The sequence below is a fragment of the Megasphaera sp. SC8-1 genome (genome assembly GCF_024436295.1).
Classification (GTDB): domain Bacteria; phylum Bacillota; class Negativicutes; order Veillonellales; family Megasphaeraceae; genus Megasphaera; species Megasphaera elsdenii.
Map to the genome: position 1 here is coordinate 16,839 of NZ_JANFQH010000033.1, position 14,790 is coordinate 31,628.

General features: G+C 53.8%; 15 protein-coding genes and 1 pseudogene. 8 read left to right on the plus strand and 8 right to left on the minus strand.

What is annotated here, in order from left to right; genetic code table 11:
- The first annotated feature begins 78 nt into the window (after window positions 1–78).
- Genes NOS26_RS10605 through NOS26_RS10615 form a run of 3 tightly spaced genes read left to right on the plus strand, consistent with a single transcriptional unit; the run spans window position 79 to window position 2,813 of the window.
- Window positions 79–681 carry an aminodeoxychorismate/anthranilate synthase component II gene (locus NOS26_RS10605; protein ID WP_074786368.1) on the plus strand — a complete coding sequence of 201 codons (603 nt, stop codon included), beginning with the start codon at window positions 79–81 and terminating at the stop codon, window positions 679–681.
- Window positions 674–2,068, plus strand: a complete 1,395-nt coding sequence (gene pabB, locus NOS26_RS10610) for an aminodeoxychorismate synthase component I (protein WP_074786370.1) — start codon at window positions 674–676, stop codon at window positions 2,066–2,068. The genes NOS26_RS10605 and pabB overlap by 8 nt, the downstream gene beginning before the upstream one ends.
- A complete protein-coding gene (locus tag NOS26_RS10615) occupies window positions 2,052–2,813 on the plus strand; it encodes an aminotransferase class IV (protein ID WP_143747640.1) in 762 nt (253 codons plus the stop codon). The genes pabB and NOS26_RS10615 overlap by 17 nt, the downstream gene beginning before the upstream one ends.
- On the opposite strand, the gene yfcE is transcribed toward NOS26_RS10615, so the two are convergent.
- The 3 genes from yfcE to NOS26_RS10630 all read right to left on the minus strand — a co-directional run bounded on the left by yfcE (window position 2,795) and on the right by NOS26_RS10630 (window position 6,064).
- A complete protein-coding gene (yfcE, locus tag NOS26_RS10620) occupies window positions 2,795–3,340 on the minus strand; it encodes a phosphodiesterase (protein WP_095340046.1) in 546 nt (181 codons plus the stop codon). The genes NOS26_RS10615 and yfcE overlap by 19 nt on opposite strands.
- Window positions 3,337–4,449 carry an NADH:flavin oxidoreductase gene (locus NOS26_RS10625; RefSeq protein WP_255917723.1) on the minus strand — a complete coding sequence of 371 codons (1,113 nt, stop codon included), beginning with the start codon at window positions 4,447–4,449 and terminating at the stop codon, window positions 3,337–3,339. The genes yfcE and NOS26_RS10625 overlap by 4 nt, the downstream gene beginning before the upstream one ends.
- Window positions 4,450–4,549: 100 nt before the next feature.
- Window positions 4,550–6,064: a PLP-dependent aminotransferase family protein gene (locus NOS26_RS10630; RefSeq protein ID WP_255917724.1), complete on the minus strand. Its 1,515-nt coding sequence runs from the start codon at window positions 6,062–6,064 to the stop codon at window positions 4,550–4,552.
- Window positions 6,065–6,191: 127 nt separating this feature from the next.
- Here NOS26_RS10630 and NOS26_RS10635 point away from each other — a divergent pair, with 127 nt between their 5' ends.
- Window positions 6,192–6,797 (plus strand): LysE/ArgO family amino acid transporter, encoded by a 606-nt coding sequence (locus NOS26_RS10635; protein WP_255917725.1) that lies wholly within the window; start codon window positions 6,192–6,194, stop codon window positions 6,795–6,797.
- Window positions 6,798–6,804: 7 nt separating this feature from the next.
- On the opposite strand, the gene bcmE is transcribed toward NOS26_RS10635, so the two are convergent.
- Together bcmE and NOS26_RS10645 are read right to left on the minus strand one after the other, a co-directional pair.
- A complete protein-coding gene (gene bcmE, locus NOS26_RS10640) occupies window positions 6,805–7,953 on the minus strand; it encodes a thiamine pyridinylase (RefSeq protein WP_255917726.1) in 1,149 nt (382 codons plus the stop codon).
- A gap of 183 nt (window positions 7,954–8,136) precedes the next feature.
- A complete protein-coding gene (locus NOS26_RS10645; protein WP_255917727.1) occupies window positions 8,137–8,814 on the minus strand; it encodes a TerC family protein in 678 nt (225 codons plus the stop codon).
- A 213-nt stretch (window positions 8,815–9,027) separates the two neighbouring features.
- Here NOS26_RS10645 and NOS26_RS10650 point away from each other — a divergent pair, with 213 nt between their 5' ends.
- The 3 genes from NOS26_RS10650 to NOS26_RS10660 all read left to right on the plus strand — a co-directional run bounded on the left by NOS26_RS10650 (window position 9,028) and on the right by NOS26_RS10660 (window position 12,902).
- Window positions 9,028–9,960 (plus strand): NAD(P)-dependent oxidoreductase, encoded by a 933-nt coding sequence (locus tag NOS26_RS10650; RefSeq protein ID WP_255411296.1) that lies wholly within the window; start codon window positions 9,028–9,030, stop codon window positions 9,958–9,960.
- A 12-nt stretch (window positions 9,961–9,972) separates the two neighbouring features.
- Window positions 9,973–10,842: a LysR family transcriptional regulator gene (locus NOS26_RS10655; protein WP_014016611.1), complete on the plus strand. Its 870-nt coding sequence runs from the start codon at window positions 9,973–9,975 to the stop codon at window positions 10,840–10,842.
- Window positions 10,843–10,955: 113 nt separating this feature from the next.
- The gene (locus NOS26_RS10660; RefSeq protein WP_255917728.1) at window positions 10,956–12,902 is read left to right on the plus strand and encodes an NAD(P)/FAD-dependent oxidoreductase; all 1,947 of its coding nucleotides are present in this window, start codon (window positions 10,956–10,958) and stop codon (window positions 12,900–12,902) included.
- 6 nt (window positions 12,903–12,908) lie between these two features.
- Here the strand turns inward: NOS26_RS10660 and NOS26_RS10665 are convergent, their stop codons facing one another.
- From NOS26_RS10665 to NOS26_RS10675, 3 genes are all read right to left on the minus strand, one after another.
- Window positions 12,909–13,718 carry an aldo/keto reductase gene (locus NOS26_RS10665; RefSeq protein WP_255917729.1) on the minus strand — a complete coding sequence of 270 codons (810 nt, stop codon included), beginning with the start codon at window positions 13,716–13,718 and terminating at the stop codon, window positions 12,909–12,911.
- A gap of 93 nt (window positions 13,719–13,811) precedes the next feature.
- On the minus strand, window positions 13,812–14,045 hold the full coding sequence (locus tag NOS26_RS10670) for a type II toxin-antitoxin system MqsA family antitoxin (protein ID WP_255917730.1): 234 nt from the start codon (window positions 14,043–14,045) through the stop codon (window positions 13,812–13,814).
- Complete coding sequence (locus NOS26_RS10675) at window positions 14,042–14,437, minus strand: DUF4258 domain-containing protein (protein WP_255917731.1); 396 nt, start codon at window positions 14,435–14,437, stop codon at window positions 14,042–14,044. Before NOS26_RS10675 ends, NOS26_RS10670 begins: the two co-directional genes overlap by 4 nt.
- 68 nt (window positions 14,438–14,505) lie before the next feature.
- Between NOS26_RS10675 and tnpA the strand changes: the two are divergent.
- A pseudogene (tnpA, locus tag NOS26_RS10680) lies at window positions 14,506–14,790 on the plus strand (IS200/IS605 family transposase); the annotation flags it as partial.

Consider the following 14,790-nt stretch of genomic DNA (forward strand, 5'->3'; position numbering starts at 1 on the left):
TACGGACCTATAAGGATAACGACTGTGCAGTTTTCGGGCTGCCGTCGTTATCCTTTTTTATTGTATAAAGGAGGGCGTATGTATCTGCTCATCGACAATTATGATTCTTTTACCTACAATCTAGCCGATTTAGTCGCTGAAACGGGACGCGACGTAAGGGTTTACCGCTGTGACCAGATAAGCCCGGCTGAGATTGCCACCTTGAAACCGCAGGGATTGATTATTTCACCTGGGCCGAAACGGCCAGAAGACGCCGTCCATTCCCTATCCATCGTCCGTGCTTTCTGCCACACCCTGCCCATCTTGGGCGTCTGCCTGGGGATGCAGATTCTGGCTTATGCCGCCGGGGCTGTCGTCACCCGTGGGAAACGCCCTATGCATGGGAAAGTCACGGCGATTCACCATCGTGGCCGGGGCCTCTTTCGGGGGCTGCCGGAAACCTTCCAGGTCACGCGCTATCATTCGCTGGTGGTCCAAGCGGAAACGCTGCCTGCCGCTTATGCCATAGACGCTGTCAGCGATGATGGCGCGGTCATGGCCTTATCTCATCGCTGCCTGCCGCTCTATGGGTTGCAGTTCCATCCCGAAGCCGTCTTATCCGAATATGGCAGGGAACTGATAACAATGTTTTGCCGCTTGGCCGAATCCGGCCTGGAGAAAGCAGGTGACTGTCATGACTGAGCCGCTCATCTGCCATTCCCCCTTTCCCTATACGGCCAGCCAGCTCTTCGCCCTCTTTGCCGATGAAAGAGATGCCGTTTTTCTCGATTCGTCGCTGACCAACCACTTGGGGCGTTATTCTATCATCGGCCTCGTGCCCTATCATAGGGTAAGCGTAGAACAAGGCCAGCTGAAGATTGATGGAAAAGCTCGTGAAGGAACGGCTGAAACGTATCTCAAAGCCTATTTAAAAAAGCATTACCGGGCCAATCCAACAGACCTGCCCTTGACGGCTGGGGCCATTGGCTATGTCAGCTATGACTACGGACTGGCACGCTATGGGATGAAGTCCCGCCACGCCCCTGCCTTTCCCCTGCCCGATATGAATTGGGTCTTTTACGATTTCTTCATCATCGAACATCGGCAAAGCCATACCGTATGGTTTGCCGCCAATGGGCAGACAATGCCAGCCGAGGCTCTCTTGGCACAGATGAAAGAAAAAATCCGGACTCGCCTTCAGGAAAGGCCCTTTCCACGTACTGGCGAAAATCCCCGATATGCCATAACCGTCCAACCCGACAGTACTCGTGAAGACTATCAAAGGGCTTTGAAAAAGCTCAGGAATTATATCGTCGCCGGCGACGTTTACGTAACGAATTTCACCAGTACGTTTCATGTCCGGAGCCACTGCCCGCCGTACACCTTCTTTTCCCGTCTGCGCCGGGATAATCCGTCACCATTTGGCGCTTATTTACAATACGGATCCCATCAAATCATCAGTGCTTCCATGGAACGGCTGCTGTGCCTGCGCGATGACCAGATTGAAACGCGTCCCATCAAGGGCACGCGGCGCCGTGGCAAGACGTATACAGAAGATGAAAAGCTGCGGCAGGAACTGGCTCAATCGCAAAAGGACCAGAGTGAGTTGCTGATGATTGTCGATTTAGAGCGCAATGACCTGCACAAAATCTGCCGTCCTGGCAGCGTGTCCGTTCCGACGCTGTTTGCCATCGAACCGTATGCCACGGTTTTCCATTTAATCGCCGACGTAACAGGGACCCTGCGGCCAGGACAGACGGCCATCGACGCCTTGACGGCACTCTTTCCAGGGGGGTCCATTACAGGCGCACCGAAACAGCGGGCTATGGAAATCATCGACGAATTAGAATTCAGCCGGCGCCAGCTTTATACAGGGACGATTGGCTACCTGTCCTTAGATGGTAATTGTGACTTAAACATCGTCATACGGACGGCCGTCCACCACGATGATCAATATACCATCGGCGTCGGCGGCGGCATTACGGCAGAATCCGACGAGGCTTTTGAATACGAAGAAATCTGGCAAAAAGCCAAAGCCTTGCTCAGTGCTTTGAAGGGAGACACTTTTAATTATGAATCTTATCTTTGATGACGGCTACCAATTCGGTCTGGGAGCTTTTGAAACCATCCCCATCTATCAAGGCCGGCCAGTCTGGCTGGAGGCTCACGAAAGGCGTTTGCGGCATACCTTGGAATATTTAGGGATTGAGCTTTCTTTTGATTGGGAACGTCGTTTGTGGGAGTATGTGTATAGCATGGGTAAGGGAGATTGGGTATTGAAAATACTTGCTTCCGATAAAAATATAAATTTTACATCCCGTGCCAATCCATATGCATCGATGACCGTCCGCCCTGGTTATGTCATCGCCTTGTCGTCAATCCGCCGCAATGAAACGTCGCCCTTAGTGCGGCACAAGACCTTTAATTATGGCGACTCGATGTTAGCCAAACGACAGGCCCGGGCTGAAGGTATTGACGAACCGATTTTTTGCAATATGCAGGGCCAATTAACAGAAGGCGCTGTCAGCAATCTATTTTTTATAAAAAACGGGCGGCTTTATACGCCGCCCGTAAAGGCCGGATTACTGCCAGGCATCATCCGGTCTTATCTCTGTCAATGTTATGATGTCATCGAAAAGCCCTTGTATCCGGAAGATATCGAGACTTTCGACGAGTGTTTCCTAACCAATTCCCTCATGGGGCTCATGCCAGTCCGCCGCTTTGGCACCGTCGCCTTTCCTGTATCCTCAGAAACGCAGACGGCCGCCTTATTCCGCCGTTATGAAGCAGATAGGAACCATCCCTTCCCTGGATGCTATAAGACGAGCTGGTGAAAGGCCTGGCCGTCCAGGTCCTTCCAGGTGAAGGTGGCCCCTTCCCAGAGGAGATAACTGTGCGGGCTATTTTCCTTGGGAAGCGATGTCGAACCGGGATTCAAATAATAGTTATCTTGGCCGAAGGGCTGCCAGACCGGGACATGGGTATGGCCATGGAGCAAGATGTCACCAGGCCGCATGGGCGGCAGGGAGGCTACGTTGTAGCGGTCGCCATGGGTCGCATAGACGAGGCGGCTGCCCTGGGTCAGGATGGCATAGGTGGCCATGATGGGGAATTCCAGTACCATTTGGTCTACATCGGCGTCACAATTTCCACGGACACAGAGGATGGAATCTTTGACTTCGTTGAGCATGGCAAAGACTTCCTTCGGCGCGTAGTCTTTAGGCAAGTCATTGCGCGGCCCGTGATAGAGGATATCGCCGAGCAGGACCAGGCGGTCAGCCCCTTCCCGCTTCCAGGCGTCGAGCATACGGCGGCAGTAATAAGCCGATCCGTGGATATCTGAAGCAATGAAGAATTTCATTTATTAGCTCCTTTCTTGGCATCCCGGGCAGCAAAGACCGTACAGTAGTTGCCTTCCGGCGTCCGGCATTTCGAACAATGGACACAACGGGCTGGCTGCAGCTTGCCCTGATTCCAACGGTGGACCAAATCCGGTTCCGATAATAAGGGCCGGCTCAGGCCGATACCGGCCAGTTTCGACGTCTTCAAGGCCGTTTCCATTTGCCGCGGGTCCTTGAAGCCGCCGGTCACATAGACAGGGACACTCACGGCGTCGGCTATGTCTTTGGCGTAATCGAGGAAATAGCCGCCGTCGCGGATGACGTGGCCATCCCATTCCAGACCGATTTCCTGTTGAGCCTTGCCGTGGATATTGCCGCTCACTTCGATGGCGTCGATGCCCGATTGCTGCAGGCGCTGGCAGATGTCCAGCGACTCTTCAAAGGTCAGGCCGCCTTCAAAGAAATCGGAACAGGTAATCTTGATCCAAATGGGAAAATGCATTCCTACGGCCTTGCGGATGGCGGCAATGATATCGCCGACGATGCGGTAACGGTTGGCCGGCGAACCGCCATAGGCATCGCTGCGCCGATTATAATAGGGACTGAGGAACTGGTTGAGCAGGTACGAATGGCCGCCGTGGATTTCAACGGCATCGAAGCCGCTGTCGCGGACGCGCTTGGCTGCCTGGGCATATTCGTCGATGAGGTGCCGGATATCATCTGGGCTCATGGCGACACCGACGGTCCCGGTCTTGCGTTCCGGCACGGCCGACGGCGAAAAAATCGTCCGCCCTTCCCGTTCAAAGGTCGTCTTGGTCCCGCCATAGGCGATCTGCATCATGATTTTCGATCCATAGGCGTGGACGCGCCGCGTCAATTCCTGGTACTGCGGAATGAAGGCATCGTCATAAATGCCCATCATGCCGGCATTGGGCCGGTCTTCCCCATCGACGCGGGCATAGCCCGTACAGATCAGGCCCACTTTATTCTTGGCCAGCTGGTCATAGATGCGGTATTGTTTTTCCGACATATAGCCCTTGGCATCGGCCAAGGCTTCCCACGTCGCACTGCGGAGGATGCGGTTGCGCACGGGCATCCCGGCAATGACAGCATGTTCCAATAATTTCATATATAATCCTCCTTTTTGTCGATTGGCCAACTAGCCACTAGCCACTAGCCACTAGCCACTAGCCACTAGCCACTAGCCACTAGCCACTAGCCACTAGCCACTAGCCACTAGCCACTAATCCAGTATACGAATTTTTTGCTGAAACTGCAAGGGATGAACGGACGACCGCAGCCAGCCGGCTGACAGCCCGGCGAAATTCTTCCGGCGTCGTATAGGCATAGGATAAACGCAGTGACTGGGTATGGCGGCTGGAATAGATATCGCCAGGATTGATGAGGATCCCGGCCTCTGCCGCCTTGTGGAAGAGCATCTCCATAGGCAGCCTGTCGCGGAGGGTGAGCCAAATATAGAAGCCGCCCTGCGGTACCTGCCAATCCGCAAGACCCGCAAAGTCTTCGTCCAAAACTTGGCAGGCCGCCTGGCAGCGTCGCTGCAATTCGCATCGCAGCCATCCAAGATACTGTGCATAGCGGCCACTGGTCAGGAAGCGGGCCAAGACCTGCTGAGACAGGGAGCTGGCGCCATAGTCAATCTGCATCTTGACGTCACCCAGGCGCTGTACGACTGGTTCTGGCGCAATCATCCAGCCGATGCGCAGCCCTGGCGCCAAGGATTTGGAAACACTGCCCAAATAAAGGACCTGACCTCCTGTATCCAGGCTTTTCAAGGATGGTGGCGGCGTTCCGTCAAAGGTCAATTCCTCATAAGCTCCGTCTTCGATGATGGGCAGGCCATAGCGGCTGCACAACGCCAGGAGTTGGACACGGCGCTGACGACTCATAGTCCGGCCCGTCGGGTTGTGGTTCGTCGGGATGGTATAGAGGACGCTATTGCCTATATCTGAAGACTGGCGCAAGTGCTTCTCCAATGCTTCCAGAGATAGGCCCTGGTCGTCCATGGGCAGGCCACAGAGACGGAGATGTGCAGACTGGAAGACCTGGAGCGATTTGACATACGTCGGGTCTTCGACGTAAACCGTCGCCCCGCCTCGGAGAAGGCCGGCCGAAATGAGCTGGAGTCCCTGGAGGGCGCCCGATGTAATCAGGATGGACGACGGGGACACAGCCAGTCCCCGTTTCCGGGCATAGTCTGCCAGGGCCTGACGTAGGACAGGCATCCCCAGGGGCTCGACATACCCCAGGGACGTAATGGCATCGGCTACGTCCCGCATCGTCTGGCGGAAAGCGTCCTGCGGAAACAGCCTGGGGTCCAGTTCCCCCGTACCGAGGCGGACCAGGCGGTCATCGAACTCTAAGCTGTTGATAGCTTGGACGACCTCCTGATTGGCCCGGAAATAACCAGCCGTCATATAGTGGCTCCAATCCGGCTGGACCGGCAGCCGCAGGGACCAGGCCGTACTGGCTACGACCGTCCCCTGGCTGCCCCGGCCCTGGAGCACACCCGCTTCCAGCAGCGGCTTCAGAGCCTGATTCAGGGTACTCCGGTTCACCTGGAAGTGCCGGGCCATATCGCGCTGAGATGGCAGACGCGTCCCAGCCGGCCATTCACCGCTTTCCATTTTGCCATACATCCATTCGAGGATCTGCCGGTATACGGGCACAGGCTGCGCCGGATCCGGATGCCATTCGATCTGGACAGGAATATGCCGCTTCATCACCTCATCTCCTTTTGGTTGGTATAATTCATGTCGCTTTGGCGGGTTGGAATCCCGTTTCTCTCTGTTATACTGTGATTATACCACATGAACCAACCGGTTTTGGTTGGAAAAGGAGGCTTTTTTTATGTTCTTTTTTCAAGGCCTGACCATGGGGCTGGCCTACGTCGCCCCTATTGGCATGCAGAATCTCTTCGTCATCCATTCGGCGTTATCCCATTCCCTGCGCCGCGCCGTCGCGACGGCGTTCATCGTCTTGTTCTTCGACATCAGCCTGTCGCTGAGCTGTTTTTACGGCATCGGCAGCCTGCTGGATCATCTTCCCTGGCTCAAAGCGGTCATCCTGGGAGCAGGTACACTGCTCATCCTCTACATGGCCTATGGCATGATCCGCCAAGTTCCGGATGCACTAACCCTCAAAGAACAACCAGCCTCTCTGGGCCAGACCGTTTCCAAAGCCTGCATCGTCACCTGGATGAATCCTCAGGCCATCTTGGACGGCACCATGCTCCTCGGCGCCTTCCGCATCACCCTGCCTGCCACCGAAGCCACGACGTTCTTGATGGGCGTTCTCCTGGCCTCAGGCCTATGGTTCCTTTCGCTTACAGGCTGCGTCGCCGCCTTCCGCCACGCCATTACACCCGGCATCCTGCGCGCCATCAACATTCTCTGCGGCACGGTCCTCATGCTGTACGGCCTCCACTTAGGCTATACCTTCGTACAGCTTTTTTAATTGTGACTTATTTTTTTAAGTCGCGCTCGATATCCGGCCCGACTTTAGCTTCCCATGCAGCAAAATCCTTCGTTCCCGCCATGACATGCCACGATTTGGCACGATATAAATGACGGTATAACTTCTGATAATTCGGGTCCGATGCAGCCAATTCCTGCATGACATCCTGACGGGCCGCTAAGAGATACTGCGGTACGCCCTCTTTCGAAGCCGGTTTAAGAGCGGCCAGCATGAAAGGCTTAGAAGTCAATAAAGCAACTAATTTTTTAGCCGGCCCTACTTTATTCGCGGGAATCCGGGAAGAGATGCTGACATAATCGACATAGGCCGTAGCCACATCGGGATGTTCACAACTGGAAATGGCCTTGACGTCGGTATCGTTCCCCTGCCCTAAGCGGACGATGGCACTCATCGCTTCCGGATAGGCATACAAGGCCCGGCCATGGCCCTGGGCAAACCATTCAGCCCGCGTAAACTCATTGCCATCGTCATAACGGCCCGTCGCAGTACCCGTCATGGCGTACAATTCTTTCAAATACGGCATGGCATCCTCTTGGACGTTTCCCATGGCCTGTACCGGAACGACCTTCCCCGTATGGTCCTGAAGGATATTATAGTACTTCATTTCGTTATTCAAGCTGAAATCGGCGATGACCCCTTCATCCCGGCCAGGGAGCAACGCCTGAGTCTTCCGCGGCCCGATGGCGTCATAAAGCTGCTGCATCGTCTGAACACGGGCCACGGCCTGATCGTCTTTGCGGTAAAACAGCGTATCCATACAGACCATCTGGGGAATGCCATAATATATCCCCTGAGAAGAAGCTTGTTCTAACGTCCAGGCTGGATAGGCAGACCGTGCTGGTATGCTTTCCCCTAACGGATAGAGCAGGCCTTTTTCTATATATTGCGATGCATACAGGCCATCAAAGACAAAAACATCACTTTTCGGTTCTTCGAAATAGCAGTCCCAATCGACGAAACGCAGCGCCACATCCGGCTCGATAGCCTTCCACTCTGCGGTCAAAGCCGTTTCAAAAGCCTGGATATCGGGGACGTATTTGAACAATCCTACAGTCAATACCTTTTTATCTGTCTCTGTCCCCTGTCCTGGTTCACTGGCGATGCCTGTAGCAACGGTCATCAAAGAAAAAGCCATTCCTAAAAGAATGCGAAAGAATCGATGTCTCATATGCTTACCCCCTAAAAAATAAAGTAGCTGGCAGGCAAGACCCTGCCAGCTACTTTACATTGTAGCATAGGTCATCATGTGTAGTCACTTTTCCTTTGTAATTTGTAGCACAAAGCGTGTAGTTTGCAGAGAGGCGACAGTGCCTTTTGGTTACTGCACGACGCGTTTCCGGCTCATCCACAGTCCGATAGCGATGACGGCGGCAGCTAAGAGGATTTGAAGGCTTATGGGAGCCCAGGCACCGGCCATTTGCTGCATCAGGGTCCCCAAGATTTTATCGTGGCCGATCATGGAACCGGCTGTCCAGCCCAGCAAGCCGGCGCCGGCATAGAGGATAACCGGGAAGCGGTCCATGAGCTTGCCGATGACCGTACTGCCGCCGACGATGATAGGGATGCTAATGAGGAAGCCGCAGGCAACGAGGAGGAAGCTACCGTGCGAAGCGCCGGCGATGGCCAGGACGTTATCGACGCCCATAGCGGCATCGGCGATGATGATGGTCTTGATGGCCCCCATGAGGCTGTCCGAAGCCGTTACGTTTTCCTCCTGTTCTGCCGGGACGAGCAATTTCACGGCAATGGGCAGCAGGATGAGGCCGCCTAAGGCCTGTAAAAAGGGAATCGTCAGCAGCCAGACAGCGATGAGTGTCATGACCAGGCGGATAACGACGGCCCCGCCGGTCCCGATGAGGATGGCTTTCCGGCGCAGATTAGCCGGCAGCTTATTGGCCGCCATGGCGATGACGACGGCATTATCGCCGCCGAGGAGGATGTCCAATAAAATGATAGAGCCTAAGGCCATGAAGAATTGCATCGATACGATTTCCATAATATACCTCTTTCTGTAAAAATGACGGTAAAAACAAAAGAGACTTCCGCATGGTATCAGCAAAACTGGTATCATGCGAAAGTCTCACCTATTGCAAATTGCAACGCTGCCACCAGCCGGTCGATGACGGCACGATGTTGATGGCAACTCACGAGAAGGTTACTCCCCTTCGCGATTCAATTGTAGGTTAAGTATAACAGGCCGGAACCCATCTTGTCAATATCGTTTCTTACCGTTCCATGTTATAATAAAAGCAAAAAAACAGGAGGTATCATCATGAGTACACAACGTATCGGATTCATCGGGACCGGCGTCATGGGCAGCGGCATGATCCGCAATTTACAGAAAGCGGGGTATCCCGTCAACATCACGACGCGGACGAAAGCCAAGGCAGAAGAACTCATCCAAGAAGGCTGTCACTGGTTCGATTCGCAGGCAGAACTGGCTGCCCAATCGGACGTCGTCATTTCCATGGTCGGCTATCCCCAAGACGTGGAATCCGTCTATTTCGGGGAACACGGCGTCTTTCGCGGTAAACAAGGCGGTTTTGTCATCGACATGACCACGTCCAGTCCCTCCCTGGCCAAGAAAATCTATGCTCAGGCCCAAAAACAGGGCATCCAGGCCTTGGATGCTCCCGTTTCCGGCGGCGACATCGGCGCCCGTCAAGGGACGCTGGCCATCATGGCCGGCGGCGACGAAGCGGCCTTTGAAGGCATGAAACCTATTTTTTCGGCCATGGGCCAGACCCTGACCTATTTTGGCCCGGCCGGCAGCGGCCAGTATGCCAAGATGAGCAACCAAATCGCCATCGCCTCGAACATGATGGGCGTCTGCGAAGCCATGGCCTATGCGAAAAAAAGCGGCCTCGACCCGGAAAAAGTCATCGCCACCTTATCGGCCGGAGCTGCCGGCTCCTGGTCCCTGGCCAACCTGGCGCCACGTATGCTGAAAGGCGACACCAAGCCGGGCTTTTACATCAAGCATTTCCTCAAGGACATGCGCATCGCCATCGAATCGGCCGAAGAAATGGGACTGGACCTGCCAGGCCTCTGCTTAGCCAAAAAACTCTACGACCAGCTGGCCGCCCAGGGCATGGAAAACTGCGGGACCCAGGCCTTGTTCCAGTGGTATGACAGACAATAAGGAGTCCTGACCATGGACATCCATGCTATCCGCTGCTTTCAGCGGGTCTTTGAAAAAGAGAGCATCCACCAGGCGGCCAAGGACTTGTGCCTGACGCCGCAGGGCGTGAGCCGGGTCATCACTGCCTTGGAAGGGGAAATGCAGACGCCTCTCTTTGTCCGCAGCCGCAAAGGCATGGAAGCGACGCCGGAGGGACAGTATTTTTACGAGCACACCCAGGAACTGACACGACAGCTCCTGGACCTGCAGCTGGGGATGCAGGCGTTGAAGCGGAAAAAAGCAGGCCTGCACATCGGCTTCTCCTGCGGCGTACTGAATATCCTTTCCATCCATGTCTTGAAAGATGTCATGGCCCGCCATCCGGACAAGTCCCTGGAATGGGTCGAAGATTTCAACGAAAAGATTGTCCAGCTCATCGCCGAAGATAGCCTGTCCTGCGGCTTCTGTATCGGCCCGATCCGGTCAGACGCCTTTTTCCAAGAGGAAATCTATCGCACCGGCATTGAAGCCGTCATCTATGAGGGTCACCCTTTTTACGACCGGCCGTCCATCACTATTGAAGACCTGAAAGGGCAGCCCCTCGTCGGCCTGAACGAGCATTTTTCTTTATTCCATAGTCTGGTCAGGCGCTGTGCCGATTTCGGCTTTACGCCGCAGTTCGTCGTCAAGACCATGGAGAGCCGCCTCATCTATCATTTCTGTCAGGAACGCGTCGGCATCGGCATCGACGTGAACATCCATGCCGCCCCGCCGCCGCTCCGTTACGTCCCCATTACCGAAGGGACGCCGTGGCGCATCTTCTTTGTCTGTAAAAAAGAAAAGCGCGGCGACTCCTTATTCCAGGAAATTATCGCGGCCCTGACCTCGCGTCACCACCCATAGCAACAAATTGTTGACACCTGCTGTCGTTCCTTTGATGGACGGCAGTACTTTTTTTATGGTACCGTAGAGGAGAAATACAGAAACGCTATTACGCTGATTACAGGAGGTTCCTCATGACTCGAAAATTCCCGCACGTATCCAGCCCCATCACCATTGGCCGCACGACCTTCCGCAACCGTATCTTTTCGGCCCCCATGGGCGGTACGGATATTACCAACGACGGCTGTATCGGTCCGAAATCGACGGCCTTTTACGAACTGCGCGCCAAAGGCGGTGCCGCAGCCGTCACGGTTTCCGAATTGATGGTCCATCCCCAGACCGATGGTTCCCACGCCTACCACCTGGATGAATCGATTCTCAATTCCCTGGCCGCGGCGACCTACACGGCCGACGCCATCCGCCGGCATGGTGCCATCCCCTCGCTGGAGTTATCCCATTCCGGCCAATTCGCCGGGACCTATATGACTGACAAAAGCCGTCAACACGAGCTCTGCCAATGGGGTCCCAGTGAAGGGATGCGCCCCGATGGCGTCCCGGTCAAAGCCTTGACCCAGGAACTGATCGATGATATCGTAAAAGCCTATGGTCACGCCGCCGGCTTGGCCAAACGCGCTGGTTTTGAAATGGTCATGATCCACGGCGGTCACGGCTGGCTCATCAACCAGTTCCTCTCACCCTTGTTCAATCACCGCAGCGACTCCTACGGCGGCTCCCTGGAAAATCGCGTCCGCTTCGCCGTCGAAGTCCTGCAATCGGTCCGCGCCGCGGTCGGCCCCTTTTTCCCCATCGAATTTCGCATGAGCGGTGCTGAATTTACGGAAGGCGGATACGGCTTGGAAGAAGGCATCCAGATTGCCCAGGCCATCGAAGCCTATGCCGATATCATCCATGTATCGGCCGGTACGTATCAGAAAACCTTTGGCATCACCCATCCTTCCATGTTCGAAGCCCACGGCCGCAATGTCTATTTGGCTGCTGAAATCAAGAAACATGTCAGCAAGCCCGTAGCCACTATCGGCGGCTTGACCGACCCGGCCATGATGGAAGACATCATCGCTTCGGGAAAAGCCGACATCGTCTACATGGCCCGGCAGCTGCTGGCCGATCCCGAAACGCCGCAGAAAATCATGGAAGGCCGGGACGCAGACATCGTCCACTGCCTGCGCTGTTTCACCTGCATGGCTGAACGGGCGTCGACTGCCACGCGCCGCTGTACGGTCAACCCGCTCATTGGCCGGGAACTGGACGGAACGGAAATCCAGCCGGCACCCATGAAAAAGAAAGTCCTTGTCGTCGGCGCCGGCCCGGGCGGCTTGTACGCGGCCTATACGGCAGCCCGCCGCGGCCATCAGGTCATTCTCTGTGAAAAAGAAAGCGAAGTCGGCGGCATCTTGAAGAGCGAACAGGCCATCCCCTTCAAACGGGAAATGTACGAACTGGGAAAGACCTATGAACGGCTGGCCCGCCAAGCCGGTGTCGAAATCCGCCTGAATACAGAAGTAACGCCGGCTTACGCAGCTAAAGAAAAACCGCAGGCCCTGATCATCGCCGCCGGGTCCCGCCCCCTCGTCCCGCCCATCAAAGGCCTGGACGGCGACAACGTCATCATCGTGAACCAATACTATAAAGAAAAGGCCAAAGTCGGGAATCACGTCATCGTCTTCGGCGGCGGCCTGGCAGGCTGCGAATGTGCCATCCACCTCGGCCAGGAAGGCAAAGAAGTCGAGCTCATCGAAATGCGTCCGACTCTGGCACCGGATGCCAATATCCGCCATCGTCCCCTGCTCCTGGCTCAAATCGAAAAGTACGTCCACGTCCATACGCAGTATAAAGGCCTCGAAGTCACGCCGAAAGGCGTCCTCTGTGAAGATCCGCAGGGTCAGCGCGTCCTCGTCCCTGGCGATACGGTCATCTGTGCCTTAGGCCAGCGGTCCCGCACCGACGTCGTAGAAGCCTTGCAAGACAGCGCGCCCTTCGTCCGCGTCATCGGCGATGCCGCCAAAGTATCGACCATCACCAATGCCGTCTACTGGGGGTACTGGGCTGCCCTCGATATCTGATTCGGGTCAGTCCTCATACCAGCCGAACAGGGTTTTCCCCGTTTCCAACTGCTGAATCCGGGCCATGTCGTCCGGTGTCAGGGTGACGTCGAAAATATTGAGGTTTTCGGCCATCCGGTCCCGATGGGATGATTTCGGGATGACGCCGATGCCCTGTTGTACCAGGTACTGCAAGGCAATCTGTGCCGTCGTTTTACCATATTTCTGGCCGACAGCCTGCAAGACGGGTTCCTGGAATATGGTTTTTTTCCCTTCTGTAAAAGGGCTCCATGCTTGCATTTGTGTCCCCTGTGCCACAAGTGTCTGCTGGAGCTCTTTTCGTCTGTAATAGACGTGGCATTCGACTTGGTTGATGGCAGGGATGACATCACAGCTTCCGATAAATTCAAGATACTCCCGGGCATTGAAATTGGAAATACCGATAGCCCGGACTATTCCCTTGTGGTAGGCTTCGGTCAAGGCCCGATACATGTCCCAAGCCTCGTCATAAGGCTCGTGGATGAGCAGCAAATCGATATAGTCAGTCTGCAACCGGGCCAGCGATTCTTCGATGCCCTGCCAGGCCAGTTCATAGCCGGCCCGGGTCTGACAGAGCTTCGTCGTAATGAAGATATCTTCCCGGCGCAGACCGCTCTCGGCCACAGCCTGGCCGACCATGGCTTCGTTATCGTACATATGGGCCGTATCGATGAGGCGGTAGCCGACGGATAAGGCCTCCCGGATAGCCTGCTTCCCTGCTTCCCCTTTCAGCATCCACGTACCAAAACCAACAGCCGGCATAGTCAGACCATTATTCAGAATAATATTTTCATGCATAATATTCCTCCATTCATCATACCCATTTTACAAAAAAAGGGGCTGTGCATGATACAAACTTCATGCCACAGTCCCTGTCTTACTTATCCTAGCTCAAGCCGCTGAATAATAATTAACAACAGCAATTTCCGTCATAGAATTACGAACGGAATCAGCAATTTTATATAATTGCTGCATGACTTCTGTCGAGTAATATGTTTCTCCGCACTGAGTGCACACTTGAGACGGCACATTGCGAATAATCACAATACAGGAGTCAAGATCAATAGTAAAAGTAGTCAAAGCATCTTGTAAATCACCTTTGCAAAATGTGCAGTTCGTCATCATGTATCCCTCCGTTTCGTAAATGTTTCATTCCATTTATTGAAATCTGGCTCGTATGCGGTGATGATAGTCAGGGTATCGTCATTCACAATGCTACAAACAATATGCAGCTTTCTATTTTGAACCGTACACCCAAAAACAAGACAGCTAGGAAAAGGATAATCTGATGGATAATCTTCAATAATCCTTCCGTTGGACAAAGCCTGTAATACTTCATTAGGTGATATATGCCGACTGATTAATCGCTTGGCAACATGCTCTGTCCATTTTATTTTACCAGAGTCAACCGAATCTTTAATTATCGGTAATAATAGGCTATTAATTATACAATACCATGTTACCTGGCCAAAATCAACTTTTTCAAAATAATTGTTTGCTCTAAACTTATTATACACCAAGGAGCTCCTTCTCTTTTTATGTTTTCTTTAATGCATTAAAGTTTCCCCACAATTATTTTACACCATCCAATTTGGGAAATATCTTAAGGCAGCTATGTAATTATAAAGGGGGGTGAGATTATAGAAGGGCATCTTATGCCCAACCATGTACATATGTTAGTAAGCATTTCTCCGAAATTGAGCGTTTCTTCATTCATGGGATACTTAAAAGGAAAATCGGCACTAATGATGTTCGATAGGCACGCCAATCTCAAGTATAAGTTTGAGAACCGTCATTTTTGGGCGGAAGGGTATTACGTCAGCACCGTAGAGCTTAATGAAAAAACAATCCGAAAATATATCCAAGACCA

Excerpts from the sequence above, each read along its gene's own strand:
- NOS26_RS10605 (WP_074786368.1), top strand. The coding sequence starts at position 79 with ATGTATCTGCTCATCGACAATTATGATTCTTTTACCTACAATCTAGCC.
- pabB (WP_074786370.1), top strand. The coding sequence starts at position 674 with ATGACTGAGCCGCTCATCTGCCATTCCCCCTTTCCCTATACGGCCAGC.
- NOS26_RS10615 (WP_143747640.1), top strand. The coding sequence starts at position 2,052 with ATGAATCTTATCTTTGATGACGGCTACCAATTCGGTCTGGGAGCTTTT.
- yfcE (WP_095340046.1), bottom strand. The coding sequence starts at position 3,340 with ATGAAATTCTTCATTGCTTCAGATATCCACGGATCGGCTTATTACTGC.
- NOS26_RS10625 (WP_255917723.1), bottom strand. The coding sequence starts at position 4,449 with ATGAAATTATTGGAACATGCTGTCATTGCCGGGATGCCCGTGCGCAAC.
- NOS26_RS10630 (WP_255917724.1), bottom strand. The coding sequence starts at position 6,064 with ATGAAGCGGCATATTCCTGTCCAGATCGAATGGCATCCGGATCCGGCG.
- NOS26_RS10635 (WP_255917725.1), top strand. The coding sequence starts at position 6,192 with ATGTTCTTTTTTCAAGGCCTGACCATGGGGCTGGCCTACGTCGCCCCT.
- bcmE (WP_255917726.1), bottom strand. The coding sequence starts at position 7,953 with ATGGCTTTTTCTTTGATGACCGTTGCTACAGGCATCGCCAGTGAACCA.
- NOS26_RS10645 (WP_255917727.1), bottom strand. The coding sequence starts at position 8,814 with ATGGAAATCGTATCGATGCAATTCTTCATGGCCTTAGGCTCTATCATT.
- NOS26_RS10655 (WP_014016611.1), top strand. The coding sequence starts at position 9,973 with ATGGACATCCATGCTATCCGCTGCTTTCAGCGGGTCTTTGAAAAAGAG.
- NOS26_RS10660 (WP_255917728.1), top strand. The coding sequence starts at position 10,956 with ATGACTCGAAAATTCCCGCACGTATCCAGCCCCATCACCATTGGCCGC.
- NOS26_RS10665 (WP_255917729.1), bottom strand. The coding sequence starts at position 13,718 with ATGCATGAAAATATTATTCTGAATAATGGTCTGACTATGCCGGCTGTT.
- NOS26_RS10670 (WP_255917730.1), bottom strand. The coding sequence starts at position 14,045 with ATGATGACGAACTGCACATTTTGCAAAGGTGATTTACAAGATGCTTTG.